This window comes from Sphaerisporangium aureirubrum (assembly GCF_042658925.1).
In the GTDB taxonomy this organism is placed as follows: domain Bacteria; phylum Actinomycetota; class Actinomycetes; order Streptosporangiales; family Streptosporangiaceae; genus Sphaerisporangium; species Sphaerisporangium aureirubrum.
This window is the reverse complement of the sequence record NZ_JBHSRF010000096.1, coordinates 1-20,212: the sequence shown is the minus strand read 5'-3', so window position 1 is coordinate 20,212 and position 20,212 is coordinate 1. Positions and strand designations below refer to the sequence as shown.

The window sequence follows — 20,212 nt, the reverse complement described above, 5'->3', positions numbered from 1 at the left end:
CACAGGTGACCCAGGCCGCGCAGGCGATACGTCGGGTCCGGCGGGCACGGCCGCGGTGCGAGCGCGGCCGGCCCGCCGGGCCCGGCCCGGGCGGTGGGCCCCGCCAGTCTGGTGGGCGGCGCGGCGGCGTGCGACGGCAAGGGTTGCCAACGGTGGTCAGGCCCCCTTGCCGATGGCGGCGGTCACCGCCCGGGTGAGGCGCACCAGGTCGGCCGGGGCCGCCTCGATCTGCAGGCCGCGCCGTCCGGCGGAGAAGAAGATCGTCGGGAAGTCCAGCGCCGAGGAGTCCACCACCGTGGGCAGGGCCTTGCGCTGGCCGAGCGGGCTGATGCCGCCGACGACGTACCCGGTGACCCGCTCCACCTTGGCCGCGTCCGCCATGGCGGCGCGCTTGCCGCCGAGGGCCGCGGCGAGGGCCTTGAGGTCGAGCTTGCCCGCCACCGGGACCACCGCGACCGCGAGGCCGGTCTCGACCTCGGCCACCAGGGTCTTGAAGATCCGGTCGTGCGGCAGGCCGAGCGCGTCGGCGGCCTCCTCGCCGTACGCCTGCGCGTTCGGGTCGTGGTCGTAGGGGTGCAGGGTGAACCCGGCCCCGGCCTTGGCCAGCGCCACGGTCGCGGGGGTGCTCTGGCCGCCCTTGCTCTTCGTCTTGCTCACGCCGCCAGCTTAATGCGAGATTAAAATCTACAATGTAAAGGCATCGTCCGAATGGCGGACGAACGCGGGAACGGCCCGCCACCCTCCGTAGACTGGTCCGGTGATAACCCGTATCGACCTGCGCGGGTCACTGCCGTCCGACCCGCGAGACCTGCTGCCCCGAGCCGACCTCGACGTCGAGGCCGCCCTGGCCCACGTGCGCCCGCTGTGCGACGACGTGCGCCATAGGGGAGCGGAGGCCGTGCGGGAGCTCACCGCCCGGTTCGACGGCGTCGAGCTCGCCTCCACCCGGGTGCCCCCCGCCGCCCTGACCGCCGCGCTGGACGCGCTGGACCCCGCCGTGCGCGCCGCGCTGGAGGAGTCGATCCGCCGTGCCCGGCTGGTCCACCGCGACCAGCGCAGGACGGACGTGACCACCCAGGTGGTGCCCGGTGGCACCGTCACCGAGCGCTGGGTCCCGGTCGAGCGGGTCGGGCTGTACGTCCCGGGCGGCCGGGCCGTCTATCCCTCCAGCGTCGTGATGAACGTCGTGCCCGCCCAGGAGGCCGGCGTGCCGTCCCTGGCGGTGACCTCACCGCCACAGGCCGAGCACGGCGGGCTGCCGCACCCCGCCATCCTGGCCGCCTGCGCCCTGCTCGGCGTGGACGAGGTGTACGCCGTGGGCGGCGCGCAGGCCGTGGCCATGTTCGCCTACGGCACCGAGGAGTGCCCGCCGGTCAGCATGGTGACCGGGCCGGGCAACATCTGGGTGGCCGCCGCCAAGCGCCTGCTCAAGGGCCGCATCGGCATCGACTCCGAGGCCGGGCCCACCGAGATCATGGTCATCGCGGACGACACCGCCGACCCCGCCCACGTCGCGGCCGACCTGATCAGCCAGGCCGAGCACGACGTGATCGCCGCCGCGGTGCTGGTCACGCCGAGCGAGCGGCTGGCCGACGCCGTCGAGAAGGAACTGCCCGGCCAGGTCGCCGCCACCCGCCACTCCGAGCGCATCGCCGAGGCCCTCTCCGGGTCGCAGTCGGCGATCGTGCTGGTCTCCGGCATCGACGACGCCCTGCGGGTGGCCGACGCCTACGCCGCCGAGCACCTGGAGATCCAGACGGCCGGCGCCGCCGAGGTCGCCGCCCGGGTGCGCAACGCTGGCGCGATCTTCATCGGGCCGTACGCCCCGGTGTCCCTCGGCGACTACCTCGCCGGGTCCAACCACGTGCTGCCCACCGGCGGCTGCGCCTGCCACTCCTCGGGCCTGTCGGTGCAGACCTTCCTGCGCGGCGTGCACGTCGTCGACTACACGCGGGACGCGCTGGCGCAGGCCGCGCCGCACGTCTACGCGTTGTCGGAGGCCGAGGACCTCCCGGCGCACGGCGCCGCGGTCCGTGCCCGCTTCCCGGAGGGCACCCGATGAGCGCCCCCGGGGCCGAGGGCCGCGTCCGGCTGGACGACCTGCCGCTGCGCGACGACCTGCGCGGCCGCACGCCGTACGGCGCGCCACAGCTGGACGTGCCGGTGCGGCTCAACACCAACGAGAACCCCTACCCGCCCTCGGCCGCGCTGGTCGACGGCCTGGCCGAGGCGGTGCGCGTCCACGCGGGCGCGCTGAACCGCTACCCCGACCGTGATTCCGTGGCGCTGCGCGAAGATCTCGCCGCCTATCTCGGCCACGGCATCGCGCCCGCCCAGGTGTGGGCGGCCAACGGGTCCAACGAGATCCTCCAGCAGATCCTCCAGGCGTTCGGCGGCCCCGGGCGCTGCGCGATGGGCTTCGAGCCGTCGTACTCGATGCACCCGATCATCACCACCGGGGCGTCCACCCGCTGGATCTCCGGCGCCCGCGACGACGACTTCGGCCTGGACCCCGGCCGGGCGATGGCCGCGATCGAGGAGCACCGCCCGGACATCGTCTTCCTCACCAGCCCGAACAACCCCACCGGCACGGCGCTGCCGCTGGACGTCATCGAGCGGGTGGTCAAGGCCGCCCCGGGCATGGTGGTGGTGGACGAGGCGTACTTCGAGTTCGCCCGCACCGGCACGCCGAGCGCGCTGCGGCTGCTGCCCGGCAACCCCCGGCTGATCGTCACCCGCACCATGTCCAAGGCGTTCGCCATGGCCGGCACCCGGCTCGGCTACCTCGCCGCCGACCCGGCGGTGGTCGAGGCGCTGCTGCTGGTCCGCCTGCCCTACCACCTGTCCACGCTGACCCAGGCCGCGGCCAGGGTCGCCCTGGCGCACCGCGCCGAGCTGCTCGGCACGGTCGACACCCTGCGGGCCGAGCGGGACGCCGTGGTGGCGTGGCTGCGCGGGCACGGGCTGGCCGTGGCGGACTCCGACGCCAACTTCGTGCTGTTCGGCCGGTTCGCCGACCGGCGCGCCGTGTGGGAGGCGCTGCTGGCCCACGGGGTGCTGATCCGCGAGGTCGGCCCGCCCGAGTGGCTGCGCGTCTCGGTGGGCACCGCCGAAGAGATGGCGGCGTTCCGCCACGCCATGGCCGCGGTCCTGGCGGCGCACCCCGCGACCCCGCCCGGCACCCCGGGCGGCCCCGACGACCTGGAGGAGACCCAGTGACCAGTCCCGCCGCAGCCGCGCCGAGGCCGAGGACGGGCCGTGTCGAGCGCACCACCAAGGAGACCTCGGTGCTGGTCGAGGTCGGCCTGGACGGCACCGGCCGGGTGGACGTGTCCACCGGTGTCGGGTTCTTCGACCACATGCTGGCCCAGCTCGGCAAGCACGGCCTGTTCGACCTGACCGTGAAGACCGACGGCGACCTGCACATCGACGCCCACCACACCATCGAGGACACCGCCCTGGCGCTCGGCGCGGCGTTCCGGGAGGCCCTGGGCGACAAGTCCGGCATCCGCAGGTTCGGCAACGCGTCCTGCCCGCTGGACGAGGCGCTGGCCGAGGTCACCGTCGACCTGTCCGGCCGCCCCTACCTCGTGCACAGCGAGCCCGAGACGATGGCCCCGATGATCGGGCCCGACTACGACACCACCCTGACCCGGCACATCCTGGAGTCGTTCGTCGCCCAGGCGGCCGTCTGCCTGCACGTGCGGGTGCCGTACGGCCGCAACGCCCACCACATCGTGGAGGCGCAGTTCAAGGCGCTGGCCCGCGCGCTGCGGGCCGCCAGCGAGCGCGACCCGCGCGCGACCGGCGTGCCGAGCACCAAGGGGGTGCTGTGAGCTCCAACTGGACCGCACCCGCGATGATCTTCGTCGGGCTGTTCCTCATCGGCGGGGTCGTCTCGTTCCTCAAGCAGGGCATCAAGATCGGTGCGGTGGTCCTCGGCGTCGGCGCCGCCATGGCCATCGGCGCGGGGGTGTTGTGGTGGTGAACATCGTCGTCCTGGACTACGGCTCGGGGAACCTGCGGTCCGCCGAGCGGGCGCTGGCCCGGGCGGGCGCCGAGGTCACCGTGACCGCCGACTTCGACGCCGCGCTGGACGCCGAGGGCCTGGTCGTGCCCGGTGTCGGCGCGTTCGGCGCCTGCATGGCCGGGCTGCGCGCGGTGCGCGGCGACCAGATCATCGGACGCCGCCTGGCCGGCGGCCGTCCGGTGCTCGGCATCTGCGTCGGCATGCAGATCCTTTTCGCCGAGGGAGCCGAGCACGGCGCGGACGGCGAGCGCGACGAGGGCTGCGGCGAGTGGCCCGGCGTCGTGGAGCGGCTGGACGCCCCGGTGCTGCCGCACATGGGCTGGAACACCGTCCAGCCGCCCGAGGGCTCGGTGCTGTTCGAGGGCCTCGACCCGGCCACCCGGTTCTACTTCGTGCACTCCTACGGCGTGCGCAAGTGGGAGCTCCAGGCGGGGGACGGCTTCCGGCAGCCCCTGGTCACCTGGGCCGAGCACGGCGTGCCGTTCGTCGCCGCCGTCGAGAACGGCCCGCTGATGGCCACCCAGTTCCACCCGGAGAAGTCCGGCGACGCCGGCGCCGTCCTGCTGAAGAACTGGCTGGCGACGCTGTGACCGCCGGCCGTCTCCCGGACATGGCCGCCCGGCCCGCGAGCCCGGCCGCCGGGCGTTCCCCGGGTGCGGCCGCCCGCCGCCCCTTAGGCGCATGAGCAAGGAGCGGGCACGCCGCCGCGCCGAGCGGGAGGCCGAGCGGGCGCGGCAGGCGTCGCTGCGTGCCGAGCGGGAGGCGCGGCGGGCGCGGTGGCGGGAACGGCGCGGGCGCCTCGCGGCGCTGGTGCCGCGGCCGATCCGCGTGGCCCGCCAGGGCGGGGTGCTCGCCCGGCGCCGCCGGGCGCAGAACGCCGTCATGGTGCTGCTGTTCGTGCTGGTACAGGCCGGAGCGTGGCTGCTGCTCAGTGGGTGGGCGGCGCGACTCGGCGTGCTGGTGCTGTCGTTGTTGCTGTTCCCGGTGCTGGTCACCGTCGCATTCGACCGGAGGTCGTAGAACATGTCGCTGGTGCTGTTGCCCGCGGTGGACGTCGCGGACGGCCAGGCCGTCAGGCTGGTGCAGGGCGAGGCGGGGACGGAGACGTCCTACGGCGATCCGCTGGCCGCCGCGCTGGCCTGGCAGGACGCGGGCGCCGAGTGGGTCCATCTGGTCGACCTGGACGCCGCCTTCGGCCGGGGGTCCAACCGCGAGCTGCTCGCCTCGGTGGTGGACGCGCTGGACGTCCAGGTCGAGCTGTCGGGCGGCATCCGCGACGACGCGTCGCTGGAGGCGGCCCTCGCCACCGGGTGCCGCCGGGTCAACATCGGCACGGCCGCGCTGGAGGACCCCTCCTGGTGCGCCAAGATCATCGCTGAGTACGGCGACCGCATCGCCGTCGGGCTGGACGTGCGCGGCACCACGCTGGCCGCCCGCGGCTGGACCCGCGAGGGCGGCGACCTGTGGGAGGTGCTGGACCGCCTGGAGGCCGACGGCTGCCCCCGCTACGTCCTCACCGACGTCACCAAGGACGGCACGCTGCGCGGCCCCAACATCGACCTGCTGCGCCAGGTGTGCGCCCGCACCGACAAGCCGGTCATCGCCAGCGGCGGCGTCTCCTCCCTGGACGACCTGCGCGCCCTGGCGGGCCTGGTCCCCGAGGGCGTCGAGGGCGCCATCGTCGGCAAGGCCCTCTACGCGCAGGCGTTCACCCTCCCCGAGGCCCTCGCGGCGGTGCGGTCGTGACGCCCGGGACCACGCGCCGGGCGGCCGGCGGGGCCGGGCGGGAAGGACGGCCCGCATGACCGTGGCCGTGCGCGTGATCCCCTGCCTGGACGTGGACGCCGGGCGGGTGGTCAAGGGCGTGAACTTCGAGAACCTCCGGGACGCGGGCGACCCGGTGGAGCTGGCGCGGCGCTACGACGCCGAGGGCGCGGACGAGCTGACGTTCCTCGACATCACGGCGTCCTCCGGCGACCGGGGCACCATGGTCGACGTGGTGCGCCGCACCGCCGAGCAGGTCTTCATCCCGCTCACCGTGGGCGGCGGGGTGCGTACCGTCGCCGACGTGGACCGCCTGCTGCGCGCCGGGGCGGACAAGGTGTCGCTGAACACCGCCGCCATCGCCCGGCCCGAGCTGCTCACCGAGGCGTCCCTGCGGTTCGGCGCCCAGTGCGTGGTGCTGTCGGTGGACGCGCGGCGGGTGGTGGACGGCCCGCCCACGCCCTCGGGGTTCGAGGTCACCACGCACGGCGGGCGGCGCGGCACCGGCATCGACGCGGTCGAGTGGGCCCGCCGGGGCCAGGAGTACGGCGTGGGCGAGATCCTGCTGAACTCCATGGACGGCGACGGCACCCAGGGCGGCTACGACCTGGAGATGATCCGCGCGGTGCGCAAGGCCGTCACCGTGCCCGTCATCGCCAGCGGCGGCGCCGGGGAGCTCGACGACTTCCCCCCGGCGGTCGAGGCGGGCGCCGACGCCGTCCTCGCGGCCAGCGTCTTCCACTTCCGCCGCCTCACCATCGGCGACGTCAAGGCCACCCTCCGCCGGGCGGGCCATCCGGTCCGCTGACGCGGGGCCGCGCGGGGCGGGTCAGCCGAGCAGCTGCGAGAAGAACGTCGCGAGCTGCCCCGCCCCGTTGACGATGCCGTCCATGATGCCGCGGACGGCGGTGGCCGCCTCGGCCGGGCGGGAGTAGAGGTAGAAGACCGCGAAGGCGACGGCCAGGTACACGAGTACCTTTCTGGTCTTCATCGCAGTGCCTTTCGTGGGGGTCCGCCGGCATGCTGTTTCCCCCGGCGGCGGCGCGCCCACCTCGGGAAACGGGTGGCCCGCGCCTCCAGTGATCATATTGGAGGCGTGACCGATTCAGTTGGGTAATGACGGGATTTATCCCGCCATACCGCCTTACTGAACGGGTGGCGGCCCACCAGGGTTCCGGGCGGGCCGAATCACAGGCCGAGCGTGGCCGAACGGGCCTTGGCGATGGAGGTCTCGTCACCCTCGTAGGCGACGCGGGCGTGGTCCTGCCGCCCGAAGGCGAACATCAGCAGCTCCGCGGGATCGCCGGTGACGGTCACCCGGGGGCCGGTGCCCGAGACGGCGCCCGCCGTGCGGCCGTCGGTGTGGCGGAGCACGATGCCGACGGGGGAGCGGCGCAGCATCAGCCGCGCGCCACCGGACACCCGCTTCCAGATGTCCTCCTCCTGCCCGGCGGGCAGCTCGCGCGGCTCCCAGCCGGGCTGGGCCCGCCGGACGTCCTCGTGGTGGACGAACAGCTCCAGGTGGTTGACCAGCGACTCCAGGACGGGCAGGCGGTACGGCGACCACCGCGGCGGGCCCTGCCGGACCGAGCCCACCAGCGCGGGCCAGGCCCGGCCCTTCTTGATCTTGTCCTGCACCGACCGGGTGTACCCTGCGAGGGGCTTGATCACGATCCCGCCCGCCGCGTCGGGACGGTGCTCGCGCAGCACGATGTGGGCGGCGAGGTCGGCGGTGGTCCACCCCTCGCACAGGGTGGGGGCGTCCGGGCCGAGGTCGTCGAGAAGGTCGGAGAGTGCGGCGCGTTCGGCGCCTGCGTACGTCACCTGATCATCCTATCTCTCCGGCCCGGAAGGGCTGGTGAGCAGGTCGTGGCGATACGGCACGTTCGGAGACGGGAATAAACCGTTTGCAGCGAATGATAGGGATTGAGGCAGGCCGTTTCCTCCAAAGGCCCGCAAGACCGGTCGTCCCGACGAAAGGATCCCCCGCGTGCCGACCGAGCCCGAGCATCAGCCGACCGTCATGCGCCAGGGCCTCCGCGTCATCGGCCACGCCGTGCGCTCCGAGCCCCGCATCTTCGCCGGCGCGGTCCTCGGCAGCGCCGTCTACGGCGTCATGACCGTCGGCTCGTCGTGGGCCCTCGGCTGGGCGACCGAGAACGCCGTGCTCCCCGCCTTCCGCGACGACCACGCCACCGCCGCCGCGCTGACGACCGCCGCCCTGCTGATCGTCGGCGTCTCCGTGCTGAAGGCCGGCGGCGTCATCGCCCGCCGGGTGCTCGCCGGCATCATGCAGTACCGCATGCAGGCCCGCTCCCGCCGCGAGGTCACCCGCCAGTACCTGCGCCTGCCGCTCGCCTGGCACCACCGCCACCCCACCGGGCAGCTGCTGTCCAACGCGGGTTCCGACGCCGAGGCGGCCTGGGCCCCGCTGGCCCCGCTGCCCATGGCGGTCGGGGTGGTGGTGATGCTGGTGACCGCCGCCGCCGCGATCGTGCTGGTCGACCCGGTGCTGGCGCTGATCGGCTTCCTGATCTTCCCGGCCATCGCGGCGCTGAACCTCGTCTATCAGCGCAGGCTCTCCCCGCTGGTGATGAGGGCGCAGCAGCTGCGCGCCGAGGTGAGCGAGATCGCGCACGAGAGCTTCGACGGCGCGCTGGTGGTCAAGACCCTCGGCCGCGAGGACGCCGAAGCCGCGCGCTTCCAGGCCAAGGCCGACCTGCTGCGCGACGCCAACATCGCCGTCGGCAGGATCCGCGGCATGTTCGACCCGCTGCTGGAGGCCCTGCCCACGCTCGGCGTGCTTGCCGTGCTCGTCTTCGGGTCGCTGCGGCTGTCGGCGGGCGACGTCTCGGCGGGCGAGCTGATCCAGGTGGCCTACCTGTTCACCCTGCTGGCCTTCCCGATCCGCGCGCTCGGCTGGGTGCTGGCCGAGCTGCCGCGCAGCGTGGTCGGCTGGACGCGGGTGCGCGCGGTGCTGTCGGCCACCGGCTCCATGGAGCACGGCGCGGCCCGCCTCGGCGGCCAGGGCGCCGCCCGGGTCGAGGTGCGCGACCTGCGGTACGGCTACACGCCGGGCGTGCCGGTGCTGTCGGACGTGAGCTTCGAGATCCAGCCCGGCCGCACGGTCGCCGTCGTCGGCCCCACCGGGTCCGGCAAGTCCACGCTCACCCAGCTGCTCGTCCGGCTGATCGACCCCGACGGCGGGCAGGTGCTGCTGGACGGCACGGACCTGCGCGAGCTGGCCCGCGGCGAGGTGAGCGCCACCGCGGCGCTGGTGCCGCAGCAGACCTTCCTGTTCGACGACACCGTGCGCGGCAACCTGACGCTCGGCACCGCCGACGGCGCGGTGCCCGACGAGCGGATCTGGGCCGCGCTGCGGCTCGCCCAGGCCGAGGGCTTCGTCAGCGCCCTGCCGAAGGGCCTGGACACCAGGATCGGCGAGCGCGGCGCCACCCTGTCCGGCGGGCAGCGGCAACGGCTGGCGCTGGCCAGGGCACTGGTGCGCGACCCGCGGCTGCTCATCCTGGACGACGCCACCTCCAGCGTGGACGCCCAGGTGGAGGGCCGCATCCTTCGCGGGCTGCGGGACGGCTCCGCCGGGTCCACGGTGGTGGTGGTCGCCTACCGGATGGCCACCATCGCGCTGGCCGACGAGGTGGTCTACCTGGAACACGGCAAGGTGGCCGACCAGGGCACCCACGAGCGGCTGCTGCTGCGCTGCGCGGGGTACCGCGACCTGGTCACGGCCTACGAACGCGAGGAGGCCGAGCGCGCGGCGCTCGGGGAGGACGTACGCGACATGGACGACCTGGCCGGCGAGGAGGTCTCGGCGTGACGACGCTGCGCGTGGAGGACCGCTCGGCGCTCGGCACGCTGCGGCGCGGGCTCGAGCTGTCCCCGGAGTTCCGGGTGGGGCTGCCGGTGACGCTGCTGCTGGCCGTGCTGGCCACCGTCGGCAAGATCATCGTGCCGGTCGCCGTCCAGCAGGTCATCGACCGGGGCCTGAAGGGCGGGGCGCCCGACATCCCGTTCATCCGCGACGCCGTGGTGCTGTGCGCGGTGGCGGTGATGCTGACCGCGCTGTGCGGCTACTTGATGAACGTCCGGCTGTACCGCTCCACCGAGTCGGGGCTCGCCGGCCTGCGGGGCAAGGGCTTCCGGCACGTGCACGACCTGTCGGTGCTCACGCAGAACACCGAGCGGCGCGGCGCGCTGGTCTCCAGGATCACCGGCGACGTCGACCAGATCAGCACGTTCATGCAGTGGGGCGGGCTGATGGTGATCGTGTCCGTCGGCCAGCTGTTCATCGCCAGCGTGCTGATGGCCGTGTACTCCTGGCAGCTCACCCTGGTCGTCTGGGCCTGCTTCATCCCGCTGCTGGTCGCGCTGCCGCGGTTCCAGCGCTGGGTGGCCCGGGCCTACACCCGGGTGCGCGAACGGGCCGGCGACATGCTGGGCGCGATCAGCGAGTCGGTGGTGGGCAGCGCGGTGATCCGGGCGTACGGCTCGGAGGACCGCACCGCGCGGCGCATCGACGAGGCCGTGGACGCGCACCGGGCCGCGCAGACCCGCGCCCAGAAGATCATCGCGTTCACCTTCCCGATCACCGAGCTGGTGGGCGCGGTGGCGATCGCCGGGGTCGTGGTGATCGGCGTCGGGCTCGGCGTGGGCGGGGAGCTGTCGGCGGGCCGCCTGGTCGCGTTCCTGTTCCTGATCACGCTGTTCATCAGCCCCCTGCAGACCGCCACCGAGGTGCTCAACGACGCGCAGAACGCCGTCGCGGGCTGGCGCCGGGTGCTCGGCGTGCTGGACACCCCGGCCGACGTGGCCGACCCCGGCCCGGACGGTGTGGTGCTGCCGCGCGGCCCGATCACCGTGTCCTTCCAGGACGTCGGGTTCGCCTACCCCGGCGGGCCGCCCGTGCTGCACGAGGTGTCGCTGGACATCGCGCCGCGCACCCGGATCGCGGTGGTGGGGGAGACCGGGTCGGGCAAGACGACCTTCGCCAAGCTGCTCACCCGCCTGATGGACCCCACCGAGGGCCGGGTGCTCGTCGACGGCGTGGACCTGCGCGAGATCCGCTTCTCGTCGCTGCGCGACCGCATCGTCATGGTCCCCCAGGACGGCTTCCTGTTCGACGGCACGCTGGCGGACAACATCCGCTACGGCCGCCCCGGCGCCTCCGACGACCAGATCACCGCGGCCCTGGACGAGCTCGGCCTGTCCGACTGGGTCGCCGGCCTCGCCGCCGGGCTCGCCACCCCCGTCGGCCAGCGCGGCGAGTCCCTCTCAGCCGGTGAGCGCCAGCTCGTCGCCCTGGCCCGCGCCTACCTGGCCGACCCCGACCTCCTCCTGCTGGACGAGGCCACCTCCGCCGTCGACCCCGCCACCGAGGTCCGCCTGGCCCGCGCCCTGGACGGCGTGACCCGCGGCCGCACCGCCGTCTCCATCGCCCACCGCCTGAGCACCGCCGAGGCCGCCGACGAGATCCTCGTCTTCGAACACGGCCGCGTGGTCCAGCGCGGCCCCCATGCGGCCCTGGCCGCCGCGGAAGGCGTCTACGCCGACCTGTACGCCTCCTGGAGCTCCTCCTCGAAGACCTCCTAGCCCCGCCGCGCCGGGAACCATCCGGGCCGGTGGGGATAAGACCTGATTTATCGATCCGGTCACGTCCCCGCCACACAGCGTGCACCCCCACCACAATGAAGGCGTGGACCCGAAACGGTGGCGCGGCGGTCGCTGGCCGGCCGCCGGGCTGGCCTTGTTCGCGGTCGTGGCGGGGTTGGGGCTGGTCCTCGGCACCCGGGGCCTGGAGACCGCGGCCGGCCTGGCCCAGCTGATCTCCCTGCTGCCCCTGGCCGCGGCGGTGATCGCCTGGGCCCGCGCCGGCCACGGCGCCCCCGCCAGGACCACCGTGCCCACCCCGGTGCCGCCGTCCGGCCCGCACGACGATCCCGTCCCGGCCGAGACCGCCGGCGGCCTGCCCGGTCGCCTCTCGCCTCCCTCCGGCCCGCACCGCGGGCGCCGGGCGTCCCTGCTGGCCGGTGCCGTCCTCATCGCCGCCGCCGTCCTGCCGGCGGCCGACCTGGGGCCGCGCCCTCTTCCGCGCCGCGCGGCCCCCGCTCCGGCACCCCCGGCGCCCGGCTCGTCCGCGACACCGCTCCGCGCTTCTCCCGGGACGCCGTCCCCCGGTCCCTCCGGGACGCCGCGCCGCGTCGCCGGGTGGGTCCACAAGACCGGCGGCGTCTTCCGCCAGGCCAGCCCGGTGGTGGCCGGCGGTGTCGTCTACGTCGGCGGCTACGACGGCATGGTGCGCGCGCTGGACGCCGCGACCGGCGAGGAACGCTGGAGCCACCGCGCGGGCGACGTCGTGGAGTCCAGGCCGGCGGTGGCGGGCGGCGTCGTCTACGTCGGCTGTTACGACGACAAGGTCTACGCGCTGGACGCCGCCGACGGGATGGAGCGCTGGGCCCACCCCACCGGCGGGGACGTCGTGTCCGGCCCGGTGGTGGCGGGCGGCGTGGTCTACGCCGGCAGCGCCGACGGAAAGCTGTACGCGCTGGACGCCGCCGACGGGAAGGAGCGCTGGGCCTTCCCCACGGGCGACGCCGTCTACTCCAGCCCGGCGGTGGCGGGTGGCCTCGTCTACGTGGGAAGCAACGACGACAAGGTGTACGCGCTGGACGCCGCGACCGGCGCCCAGCGCTGGTTCGGCTCAACAGGCAACGACGTCGTGTCCGGCCCGGTGGTGGCGGACGGCGTCCTCTACGCGGCGAGCCACGACGGCGTGGTGTACGCCCTGGACGCCGTGACCGGCGGCCCGCGCTGGCGCCATGAGGTCGGCGCGGCCGGCGGGGGCGTCGACTCCGGCCCGGCGGTGGCGGGGGGCCTCGTCTACGTGGGGAGCGGGGACGGCAGGGTGTACGCGCTGGACGCCGCGACCGGCGACGAGCGATGGATCCACCCCACCGGCGGGCCCGTCGTGTCCGGCCCGGCGGTGGCGGGCGGCGTGGTGTACGCCGGCAGCGACGACTACAAGGTGTACGCGCTGGACGCCGCGACCGGCGAGGAACGCTGGAGCCACCGCACGGGCGACATCGTGCGGTCCAGCCCGGCGGTGGCGCTCGGCCGCGTCTACGTGGGCAGCGACGACTTCAACCTGTACGCGCTGGACGCCGCCACCGGACGGCCCTAGGCCGGGCGGCGCCTGCGGGCGCCGGAGGCGAACAGGCGGTGGATGCGGGTGATGGCGGTGGTCAGGTCGGTGACCGGGGCGATGGGCTCGGCCCAGGACCACCAGAACCACCAGGTCCCGGCGCGCTCGGCCGCGTAGACGATCTCCGACAGGGTGGGCACCGCGGTCCGGACCAGGATCAGCTGGGGGAGGCCGCTGTGCGTGGAACCGACCCGGGTGTGCAGGTCACGGGTCTGCAGGTGGTCGCCGAGCAGGTGTAAATGGCGGGCTGCCGCGGTGGCGACGCCGTCCATGGTCGTCATGAGAGGCTCCGTCAGTCGCAAGTCCTACGAACTCCTGATATTCGGCCCGCCCCGCCGCGTCGCCCGCGACGCTAAACGGGTACGGTCCGCACGATCAACGATGTTGCGTCATGTTCCTCGCACCGCTCGCGCCGCCGCGTCGATGAGGTCGCGCGCGGCCGCGCCGTACACCGCCACTCCGGCCAGCGCGGTGAACGCCTTCTCGTACAGCGCCACGTCGCTGGGGGCCTTGATCCGGAACTGCCCGGGTACTGTGTCCACTCTGACTTGATTGTCGTCATAGATCCAGAAGTTCTCCGGAGGCATGATCGGCGGCGGCGTGGCCGACGGGATCACGCCGAAGCTGAGTTGCGGCATGTTGGTCGTCAGCTCGGCCAGCTTTTCCAGTTGCTCCGCCATCTCGTCGCCCTCGCACACCCGCGTGCGCAGCGCCTGCTCACCGATGACGAACATGAACCGCTTGCCGCCCGCCCGCAGCACGTCCTGCTGCGCGAGCCGGGCCGCCACCGCCGACCGCAGGTCGTCGGGGATGCCGCGGAAGTCGATGATCGCCCGCAGGTGGGCGCGGGCGTACCCCGGCGTCTGCAGCAGCCCGGGCACCGCGGAGTGCTGGAACACCCGGAACTGCCTGGTGTCCTGGTAGAGCCGCTGGAACGACTCCTGCACGTGCCGCAGCCCGGTGCTCTCCAGCCGCCGCCATTCGGTGTACATCGAATCGATGTTGCGGACCGCCGCTATCAGGTCCACCACGTACTCCTCGGCGTCACAGACCCGGCACCAGGTCCTGATGTCGTTCTCGGCCGGCATCTGCACCGCGTGCTCGATCTTGGAGACCTTGGAGAAGTGCCAGCCGGCCTCGGCCGCGAGGCTGCGGGCGGTCATCCCGGCGTCGCTGCGGATCTCGCGCAGCCGGGCGGCCAGGATGCCTTTGGCCTCGGTGATGCGAGTGGGGGGCATGCGTCCACCTGTTCGGTAGGCGTGGTGGGGTGTCCACCGTCCCTGCCGACGTTAGTGCGAGGGATGCTCGCACTTCCCGCGTGTTGCGGATTGTTGCGTCTCGTGACTCCCGCCGGTCAATGCGCGCTCGCGGTCCCCGAGAGGCGCTGCGCCAGCCAGATCGGCACCACCGACAGCAGGATCAGGGCGGCGGCCACCACGTTGACCACCGGCGCCTGGTTGGGCCTGAACAGGTTCTCGAAGATCCAGATCGGCAGGGTGCGCACCCCGGCGCCCGCCGTGAACGTCGTCACGATGATCTCGTCGAAGGACAGCGCGAACGACAGCAGCCCGCCCGCCAGCAGTGCCGAACGCATCATGGGGAACGTCACCAGCCGGAACGTGGTGAACGGATCGGCGCCGAGGTCGGCCGAGGCCTCCTCCAGCGAGGTCCCGGTGCGCCGCAGCCGGGCCAGCACGTTGTTGTGCACCGTGACCACGCAGAACGTCGCGTGCCCCACGATGACGGTGAACAGGCCGAGACCCACCCCGAACGGCTCCAGCACGGCGCGGAACGCGTTGTTGAGCGCGATGCCGGTCACGATGCCGGGCAGCGCGATGGGCAGCACGAGCAGCAGCGACACCGTCTGGCGGCCGAAGAAGCGGTACCGCTGCACCGCGAACGCCGCCATCGTGCCGAGCACCAGGGCGATGGCCGTGGCGCCGAGGCCCGCCTGGACCGACGTCCACAGCGCCTCGCGCAGCCCCGCCGACCGCCACGCCACTCCCCACCACCGGGTGGTGAGGCCCGTGGGCGGCCAGGCGAAGGTGCGGTCGGCGTTGAAGGAGTTCAGCAGCACCACGGCCAGCGGCAGGTAGATCACCACGAGCCCGAGGGCGAGGGCCGCGCGCAACGCGAACCTGGCGGCGGGGGACAGGTTCACACGGTCCTCCGGCGGGCCTCGCGGCGGGCCCGCGCCGGGGTGGCGGGGGAGCGGGTCACAGGTTCTCCAGTGCTCCGGTGCGGCGGGCGGCGGCGAGGTACCCGAGCATGATCAGCACGGGCACCGTCGCCACGGCCGCGGCGAACGGCAGGTTGTTGGCGGCGCCGATGTTGTCGTACACCACGTTCCCGATCAGCTGGCTCTTCCCGCCGACGATCTTCACGGCGATGTAGTCCCCGAGCGACAGCGAGAACGTGAACACCGAGCCCGCCACCACCGCGGGGAACGCCAGCGGCCACACCACCGTGCGGAAGACCCGCCCGCCCCGCGCCCCGAGGTCGGCCGCCGCGTCCAGCATGGACCCCGGCAGCCGCTCCAGCCCGGCGTAGATCGGCAGGATCATGTACGGCAGCCACAGGTACGCCAGGGTCAGCACGGTCGCGGTGAGCCCGTACCCCCAGCCGAGCAGCCCCTCCGCCCCCAGCATCACCCGCCAGGCGTACGCCTTGACCAGGTAGGAAGCCCACAGCGGGGTGAGCACCGCGATGACCAGCCACCGCTGCGCCCGCGGCGAGGCCAGCTTGGCCATCGCGAACGCCATCGGGAACGCGACCACCAGGTCGATGAGCGTGACCGCCGCGGCCACCCCCACCGAGCGCAGCGCGATCGTCCTGTACACCTCGCCGGTCACCAGGTCACGGAAGTTGGCCCAGGTGAACACCCGGACCAGCTCGCCGGTGAACGGGTCGGTGCCCCAGAACGCGGTGACGAACAGCGCCGCCAGGGCGCCGAGGTAGGCCACCCCCAGCCAGGCGAGCGGGGCCGACAGCAGCAGCGACAGCCGCAGCCCCGCGTGCCGGTGCAGCCCCGCCGCGACCCGCCGCCGCACACCCCCGGCAGGGGACGCCGGCGGCGCCCCCTGTGCGGTCGTGGTCACCCCTTGATCTCCGTCCACGCCCTGGTCCACTCGGAGTAGTCCTTGCACTTCACGTCGGTGCGGCCGTCCAGGCACTGGGCGATCGGGGTGGTCCAGAAGTGCACCTTGGCGAAGTAGGCCTCGTCGGTGGCGTGGAAGGTGTCGCAGAAGCCCTTGTCGGCGGTCAGCGCGCACGCCTCGGAGTTGGACGGCGCCTCACCGAACCACTCGGCCACCTGGGCGTTGACCTTAGGGGAGATGATCCAGTCCATCCACTTGTAGGCGCAGGTGGGGTGCGGCGCCTTGGCGGCGACCATCCAGGTGTCCGACCATCCGGTCGAGCCCTCCTTGGGCAGGGTCACCTCGACCGGCGCCTTGTCGGCGGTGAGCAGGTTGGCGATCACCTGCCAGGTCGTGCCCGCCACCGTGTCGCCGCTCTTGAACGACTGCACCGACTTGGTGTAGTCCGACCAGTACTCGCCGATGTTCTGCTTCTGCTGCTTGAGCAGGTCGACCGACGCCTGGAACTGCTTGTCGTCCAGCGCGTAGGGGTCCTTGATGCCGAGCTCCGGCTTGGTCGCCATCAGGTACAGCGCCGCGTCGGCGATGTAGATGGGGGAGTCGTACGCCGTCAGGTTCCCCTTGTACGGCGAGGCCGGGTCGAACACCACGCTCCAGGAGTCCGGCGCCGGGCTGACCTTGTCGGTGCGCCACATCAGCAGGTTGGCGCCCCGGCCGTGCGGCACGCCGTAGGGCACCCCGCCGACCGAGTTCCACGGCTTGAGCTTCAGGCCCTCGAAGACCTTGGCGTAGCTGGGGATCAGATCGGTGTTCACCGGCGCTACCGTGCCGGCCGCGATGAGGCGCAGCGACGCGTCGCCGGAGGCGGACACCGAGTCGTACTCGCCGGTCCGCATCAGGTTCACCATCTCGTCGGAGGTGCCCGCGGTCTTGGTGTTGACCTTGCAGCCGGTGGCCTGCTCGAACGGGTGCACCCAGTCGACCTTCGGGTCGTTGGAGCCGTCCTCGGCGTACCCGGCCCAGGCGACCAGGTTGACCTGGCCCTCGCCGGAGCCGAGGGCCTTCAGGGGCTCGATCTTGGGTGGCACGAAGCCGGTCTGGCCGGGGGCGGCCGAGCCGCCGGTGGCGCCGCCGGTCGAACCGCCGCCACCGCAGGCGGTGGCGGCCAGCGCGAGGGCGGCCGCGGCGATCACGAGTCGGGAGGACCGCATGGTTGTTCTCCTTGCTGAGAGGGTCAGGACGCGACGGCGAACTCGTGGCGGCGGTCCCAGTCGAGCCGGACCCGGCGCCCGCGCAGCGCGGTGACCTCCATCGAGGAGGTCTCCAGGTTCTGCTGCAGCGCCACCAGGCGCCCGCCCGCGTCCAGGTCCACCACGAAGCGGGTGGCCGCGCCCGCGTACACGACCTCGGCGACCGTGCCGGTGGCGCTGTGGTGCCCGGGAGCGGCCGGCGCGTCCACGTCGAGCAGCAGGCGCAGCTTCTCCGGACGCACGCTGTAGGTGCCGTCCCTGCCGAGCACGGCCGCGGCGGCCGCGCCGGAGATGAGGTTGGAGGTGCCGACGAAGGCCGCCACGAACGGCGTCGCGGGCCGCTCGTAGACCTCGGCGGGCGTGCCGACCTGCTCGACGCGGCCCCGGTCGAACACCGCGATCCGGTCGCTCATCGTCAGCGCCTCCTCCTGGTCGTGCGTGACGAACAGGAACGTGATGCCGACCTCGCGCTGGATCTGCTTCAGCTCGACCTGCATCTCCTCGCGCAGCTTAAGGTCCAGGGCGCCGAGCGGCTCGTCGAGCAGCAGCACGCGCGGCCGGTTGACCAGCGCCCTGGCCAGGGCGACGCGCTGGCGCTGGCCGCCGGACAGCTGGGCCGGGCGCCGCCGCTCGAACCCCTCCAGGCGGACCGACCGCAGCGCCTCGGCGGCGCGCTCCCGCCGTTCGGACCTGCCGACCTTCTTCACCCGCAGGCCGTACTCCACGTTGCCGAGCACGTCCATGTGGGGGAACAGGGCGTAGTCCTGGAAGACGGTGTTGACGTCCCGCTGGAACGGCGCGAGGCGGGTGACGTCCCGGCCGCCGAGCTCCACCGTGCCGGCGGTGGGGGACTCGAAGCCCGCGATCATCCGCAGCACGGTGGTCTTGCCCGACCCCGAGGGGCCGAGCATGGCGAAGAACTCCCCGTCGGCGATGTCGAGGTCCACGCCCGCGACGGCCTCGACCGCGCCGAAGTTCTTGCGCAGGGCACGCAGCCGTACCGCCGGGTTCGCATCTGGCATGACGGAAAACATATGGGGTTAAATGTTTCGCGCTGATGCACGATCCGGTATCACTGTGGTAAATCACCGCGGCGAAGGAGACGGCAGCAGGCATGAACACCGCTCACCTGGCCGTGTTCGCCCCGGTCGACAGCACCGCCCGCGTGGACGCCGTGGTGCGCCGCCTCACCGACGCGATCGCCCTCGGCCTGCTGGTGGACGGCGAGCAGCTGCCCAGTGAGGCCGAGCTCGCCGCCCGCCTCGGCGTGTCCACCGTCACCCTGCGCGAGGCGCTGATGGCCCTGCGGCAGCGCGACCTGGTGGAGACCCGCCGGGGGCGCGGCGGCGGCAGCTTCGTCCGGGTGCCGCCGGATCCGTCCGGCGAGGCGTTCCGGCTGCGGCTGCGCGCGTTCTCGGCCGCGGAGCTGCGCGACATCGGCGACCACTACGCCGCCGTCGCCGGGGCCGCGGCCCGGCTGGCGGCGCGGCGCTCGCTGCCCGAGGACCTCGCACCGCTGTGGCGGTCGGTGAGCGAGATGGCGACGGCCACCGGGGCGCGGCGCGGGCGGGTCGAGGGGCGGTTCCACGTCGAGGTGGCGGCCGCGTCCCAGTCGGCGCGCCTCACCCAGGAAGAGATCCGGTTACAGGCCGACATCGGACCACTTCTGTGGCTTCCGCGCGGCGGGGCGGCCGGGCACGATGAGGCGGTGGCACAGCACCGCGCCATCGCGTCGGCCGTCCAGCGGGGCGACGCGGACGGCGCGCGCGACCTGGCCGAGCGTCATGTGCTCGACGCCGTCGAGCACCTCATCGAGCTGCGGCTCCTCGACACGTGAGGACCATGATCACTGAGGTTGGTGACGAGGCGCGGGCGGCCGTCACCCACGCGTGCCGGGCGGTCAGCGACACCGCCGAGCGGGTGTTCGACGCCCTGCGCGAGGTCCGCGTCGCCGCGGCCGGCCTGATCCTCACGGCCCGGCGCGGCGGGCGCGCCCCCGCCGTCGCCGACCTGGCCGCCCTGCGTCCCCTGCTGTTCGGCCACCTGGGCGCCCTGGTCGCCGGCATCGGCTTCATCGCCGCCCCCGGCCTGCTGGCCGACGCCCCCTGGTACCTCGAATGGTGGCAGGACACCCCCGACGGCCCGCCCGCCCAGCTCCTGCGCGACCTGGACCCCACCAGCAGCGCGTTCTACGACTACACCCACTGGGACTGGTTCGCCGGCCCGTACTCCGGGGCCGAGCGCACCGTCTGCGGCCCCTACGTCGACTACCTGTGCACCGACGAGTACAGCCTCACCCTGGCCGTCCCGGTGCTGGTCGAGGGCGCCTTCATCGGTGTGGCGGCGGCCGACGTCTTCGTCCGCGCCTTCGAGACCGCCGTGATCCCGTTGCTCCGCCGCATCCCCGCCCCCGCCTTCCTGACCAACGCCTCAGGCCGCGTCGTCGCCTCCACCACCCCCAAATGGCTCTCCGGTTCGATCTACCGCGGCGCCCCCGGTTACACGGCACACCCCTGCGGTGACCTGCCCCTGCGCCTGGTTGCGGCAGAATTACCACATGCCTCTTGACCCCGACATCGCCGCCCGCCTGAAGCGCGACCCCCAAGGCCTGGTCCCCGCCATAGTCCAGCAATACGACACCGGCGAAGTCCTGATGCTCGCCTGGATGAACGACGAGGCCCTCCACCGCACCCTCACCACAGGCCGCGCCACCTACTGGTCCCGCAGCCGCAACGCCTACTGGGTCAAAGGCGAAACCTCCGGCAACACCCAACACGTCCACCAAGCCGCCCTAGACTGCGACGGCGACACAATCCTCCTAAAAGTCCACCAATCCGGCCCCGCCTGCCAC

General features: G+C 73.4%; 23 protein-coding genes. 14 read left to right on the top strand and 9 right to left on the bottom strand.

The window, feature by feature from the left end; genetic code table 11:
- Positions 1-156: 156 nt before the first annotated feature.
- Entirely contained in the window at positions 157-657 is a 501-nt protein-coding gene (gene ybaK, locus ACFP1K_RS36360) for a Cys-tRNA(Pro) deacylase (protein ID WP_380762110.1), read from the bottom strand.
- 100 nt (positions 658-757) lie between these two features.
- Between ybaK and hisD the strand changes: the two genes are divergently transcribed.
- The 8 genes from hisD to hisF all read left to right on the top strand — a co-directional run bounded on the left by hisD (position 758) and on the right by hisF (position 6,602).
- Complete coding sequence (gene hisD / locus ACFP1K_RS36355) at positions 758-2,062, top strand: histidinol dehydrogenase (RefSeq protein ID WP_380762108.1); 1,305 nt, start codon at positions 758-760, stop codon at positions 2,060-2,062.
- Complete coding sequence (locus tag ACFP1K_RS36350; protein WP_380762106.1) at positions 2,059-3,219, top strand: histidinol-phosphate transaminase; 1,161 nt, start codon at positions 2,059-2,061, stop codon at positions 3,217-3,219. Before hisD ends, ACFP1K_RS36350 begins: the two co-directional genes overlap by 4 nt.
- A complete protein-coding gene (hisB, locus tag ACFP1K_RS36345) occupies positions 3,216-3,836 on the top strand; it encodes an imidazoleglycerol-phosphate dehydratase HisB (RefSeq protein ID WP_380762104.1) in 621 nt (206 codons plus the stop codon). Before ACFP1K_RS36350 ends, hisB begins: the two co-directional genes overlap by 4 nt.
- Complete coding sequence (locus ACFP1K_RS36340; protein WP_380762102.1) at positions 3,833-3,988, top strand: hypothetical protein; 156 nt, start codon at positions 3,833-3,835, stop codon at positions 3,986-3,988. The genes hisB and ACFP1K_RS36340 overlap by 4 nt, the downstream gene beginning before the upstream one ends.
- On the top strand, positions 3,985-4,620 hold the full coding sequence (gene hisH, locus ACFP1K_RS36335) for an imidazole glycerol phosphate synthase subunit HisH (RefSeq protein ID WP_380762100.1): 636 nt from the start codon (positions 3,985-3,987) through the stop codon (positions 4,618-4,620). Before ACFP1K_RS36340 ends, hisH begins: the two co-directional genes overlap by 4 nt.
- 91 nt (positions 4,621-4,711) lie before the next feature.
- Positions 4,712-5,050, top strand: a complete 339-nt coding sequence (locus ACFP1K_RS36330; protein WP_380762098.1) for a hypothetical protein — start codon at positions 4,712-4,714, stop codon at positions 5,048-5,050.
- A gap of 3 nt (positions 5,051-5,053) precedes the next feature.
- The gene (gene priA, locus ACFP1K_RS36325) at positions 5,054-5,776 is read left to right on the top strand and encodes a bifunctional 1-(5-phosphoribosyl)-5-((5-phosphoribosylamino)methylideneamino)imidazole-4-carboxamide isomerase/phosphoribosylanthranilate isomerase PriA (protein WP_380762096.1); all 723 of its coding nucleotides are present in this window, start codon (positions 5,054-5,056) and stop codon (positions 5,774-5,776) included.
- Positions 5,777-5,831: 55 nt separating this feature from the next.
- A complete protein-coding gene (gene hisF / locus ACFP1K_RS36320; protein ID WP_380762094.1) occupies positions 5,832-6,602 on the top strand; it encodes an imidazole glycerol phosphate synthase subunit HisF in 771 nt (256 codons plus the stop codon).
- 21 nt (positions 6,603-6,623) lie between these two features.
- On the opposite strand, the gene ACFP1K_RS36315 is transcribed toward hisF, so the two are convergent.
- Positions 6,624-6,785, bottom strand: a complete 162-nt coding sequence (locus ACFP1K_RS36315) for a hypothetical protein (RefSeq protein ID WP_380762092.1) — start codon at positions 6,783-6,785, stop codon at positions 6,624-6,626.
- A gap of 197 nt (positions 6,786-6,982) precedes the next feature.
- On the bottom strand, positions 6,983-7,618 hold the full coding sequence (locus ACFP1K_RS36310; protein WP_380762091.1) for a TIGR03085 family metal-binding protein: 636 nt from the start codon (positions 7,616-7,618) through the stop codon (positions 6,983-6,985).
- 199 nt (positions 7,619-7,817) lie between these two features.
- Between ACFP1K_RS36310 and ACFP1K_RS36305 the strand changes: the two genes are divergently transcribed.
- The 3 genes from ACFP1K_RS36305 (at position 7,818) to ACFP1K_RS36295 (ending at position 12,992) form a co-directional block, all read left to right on the top strand.
- The gene (locus ACFP1K_RS36305) at positions 7,818-9,632 is read left to right on the top strand and encodes an ABC transporter ATP-binding protein (protein ID WP_380762124.1); all 1,815 of its coding nucleotides are present in this window, start codon (positions 7,818-7,820) and stop codon (positions 9,630-9,632) included.
- Positions 9,629-11,404: an ABC transporter ATP-binding protein gene (locus ACFP1K_RS36300; protein ID WP_380762089.1), complete on the top strand. Its 1,776-nt coding sequence runs from the start codon at positions 9,629-9,631 to the stop codon at positions 11,402-11,404. The genes ACFP1K_RS36305 and ACFP1K_RS36300 overlap by 4 nt, the downstream gene beginning before the upstream one ends.
- A 103-nt stretch (positions 11,405-11,507) precedes the next feature.
- Entirely contained in the window at positions 11,508-12,992 is a 1,485-nt protein-coding gene (locus ACFP1K_RS36295; RefSeq protein WP_380762087.1) for an outer membrane protein assembly factor BamB family protein, read from the top strand.
- On the opposite strand, the gene ACFP1K_RS36290 is transcribed toward ACFP1K_RS36295, so the two are convergent.
- The 6 genes from ACFP1K_RS36290 to ACFP1K_RS36265 all read right to left on the bottom strand — a co-directional run bounded on the left by ACFP1K_RS36290 (position 12,989) and on the right by ACFP1K_RS36265 (position 18,383).
- The gene (locus ACFP1K_RS36290) at positions 12,989-13,294 is read right to left on the bottom strand and encodes a hypothetical protein (protein WP_380762085.1); all 306 of its coding nucleotides are present in this window, start codon (positions 13,292-13,294) and stop codon (positions 12,989-12,991) included. The two genes, ACFP1K_RS36295 and ACFP1K_RS36290, sit on opposite strands and share 4 nt — an antisense overlap.
- A gap of 108 nt (positions 13,295-13,402) precedes the next feature.
- Positions 13,403-14,251 carry a helix-turn-helix domain-containing protein gene (locus ACFP1K_RS36285; protein ID WP_380762083.1) on the bottom strand — a complete coding sequence of 283 codons (849 nt, stop codon included), beginning with the start codon at positions 14,249-14,251 and terminating at the stop codon, positions 13,403-13,405.
- Between the two features lie 116 nt (positions 14,252-14,367).
- The gene (locus ACFP1K_RS36280; protein WP_380762081.1) at positions 14,368-15,174 is read right to left on the bottom strand and encodes an ABC transporter permease; all 807 of its coding nucleotides are present in this window, start codon (positions 15,172-15,174) and stop codon (positions 14,368-14,370) included.
- A 55-nt stretch (positions 15,175-15,229) separates the two neighbouring features.
- A complete protein-coding gene (locus tag ACFP1K_RS36275) occupies positions 15,230-16,111 on the bottom strand; it encodes an ABC transporter permease (protein ID WP_380762079.1) in 882 nt (293 codons plus the stop codon).
- The gene (locus tag ACFP1K_RS36270; protein WP_380762077.1) at positions 16,108-17,322 is read right to left on the bottom strand and encodes an ABC transporter substrate-binding protein; all 1,215 of its coding nucleotides are present in this window, start codon (positions 17,320-17,322) and stop codon (positions 16,108-16,110) included. The genes ACFP1K_RS36275 and ACFP1K_RS36270 overlap by 4 nt, the downstream gene beginning before the upstream one ends.
- Before the next feature lie 23 nt (positions 17,323-17,345).
- Positions 17,346-18,383: an ABC transporter ATP-binding protein gene (locus ACFP1K_RS36265; RefSeq protein ID WP_380762075.1), complete on the bottom strand. Its 1,038-nt coding sequence runs from the start codon at positions 18,381-18,383 to the stop codon at positions 17,346-17,348.
- 92 nt (positions 18,384-18,475) lie between these two features.
- Between ACFP1K_RS36265 and ACFP1K_RS36260 the strand changes: the two genes are divergently transcribed.
- The 3 genes from ACFP1K_RS36260 to hisI all read left to right on the top strand — a co-directional run.
- The gene (locus tag ACFP1K_RS36260; RefSeq protein WP_380762072.1) at positions 18,476-19,198 is read left to right on the top strand and encodes a FadR/GntR family transcriptional regulator; all 723 of its coding nucleotides are present in this window, start codon (positions 18,476-18,478) and stop codon (positions 19,196-19,198) included.
- Between the two features lie 5 nt (positions 19,199-19,203).
- A complete protein-coding gene (locus ACFP1K_RS36255; protein WP_380762070.1) occupies positions 19,204-19,929 on the top strand; it encodes a cache domain-containing protein in 726 nt (241 codons plus the stop codon).
- Positions 19,919-20,212 (top strand): phosphoribosyl-AMP cyclohydrolase (gene hisI, locus ACFP1K_RS36250; protein ID WP_380762068.1); only part of this gene is annotated, 294 nt, incomplete at its 3' end. The genes ACFP1K_RS36255 and hisI, both read left to right, overlap by 11 nt.

Excerpts from the sequence above, each read along its gene's own strand:
- ACFP1K_RS36350 (WP_380762106.1), top strand. The coding sequence starts at position 2,059 with ATGAGCGCCCCCGGGGCCGAGGGCCGCGTCCGGCTGGACGACCTGCCG.
- ACFP1K_RS36330 (WP_380762098.1), top strand. The coding sequence starts at position 4,712 with ATGAGCAAGGAGCGGGCACGCCGCCGCGCCGAGCGGGAGGCCGAGCGG.
- priA (WP_380762096.1), top strand. The coding sequence starts at position 5,054 with ATGTCGCTGGTGCTGTTGCCCGCGGTGGACGTCGCGGACGGCCAGGCC.
- hisF (WP_380762094.1), top strand. The coding sequence starts at position 5,832 with ATGACCGTGGCCGTGCGCGTGATCCCCTGCCTGGACGTGGACGCCGGG.
- ACFP1K_RS36315 (WP_380762092.1), bottom strand. The coding sequence starts at position 6,785 with ATGAAGACCAGAAAGGTACTCGTGTACCTGGCCGTCGCCTTCGCGGTC.
- ACFP1K_RS36305 (WP_380762124.1), top strand. The coding sequence starts at position 7,818 with ATGCGCCAGGGCCTCCGCGTCATCGGCCACGCCGTGCGCTCCGAGCCC.
- ACFP1K_RS36290 (WP_380762085.1), bottom strand. The coding sequence starts at position 13,294 with ATGACGACCATGGACGGCGTCGCCACCGCGGCAGCCCGCCATTTACAC.
- ACFP1K_RS36285 (WP_380762083.1), bottom strand. The coding sequence starts at position 14,251 with ATGCCCCCCACTCGCATCACCGAGGCCAAAGGCATCCTGGCCGCCCGG.
- ACFP1K_RS36270 (WP_380762077.1), bottom strand. The coding sequence starts at position 17,322 with ATGCGGTCCTCCCGACTCGTGATCGCCGCGGCCGCCCTCGCGCTGGCC.
- ACFP1K_RS36265 (WP_380762075.1), bottom strand. The coding sequence starts at position 18,383 with ATGCCAGATGCGAACCCGGCGGTACGGCTGCGTGCCCTGCGCAAGAAC.
- ACFP1K_RS36260 (WP_380762072.1), top strand. The coding sequence starts at position 18,476 with ATGAACACCGCTCACCTGGCCGTGTTCGCCCCGGTCGACAGCACCGCC.
- ACFP1K_RS36255 (WP_380762070.1), top strand. The coding sequence starts at position 19,204 with ATGATCACTGAGGTTGGTGACGAGGCGCGGGCGGCCGTCACCCACGCG.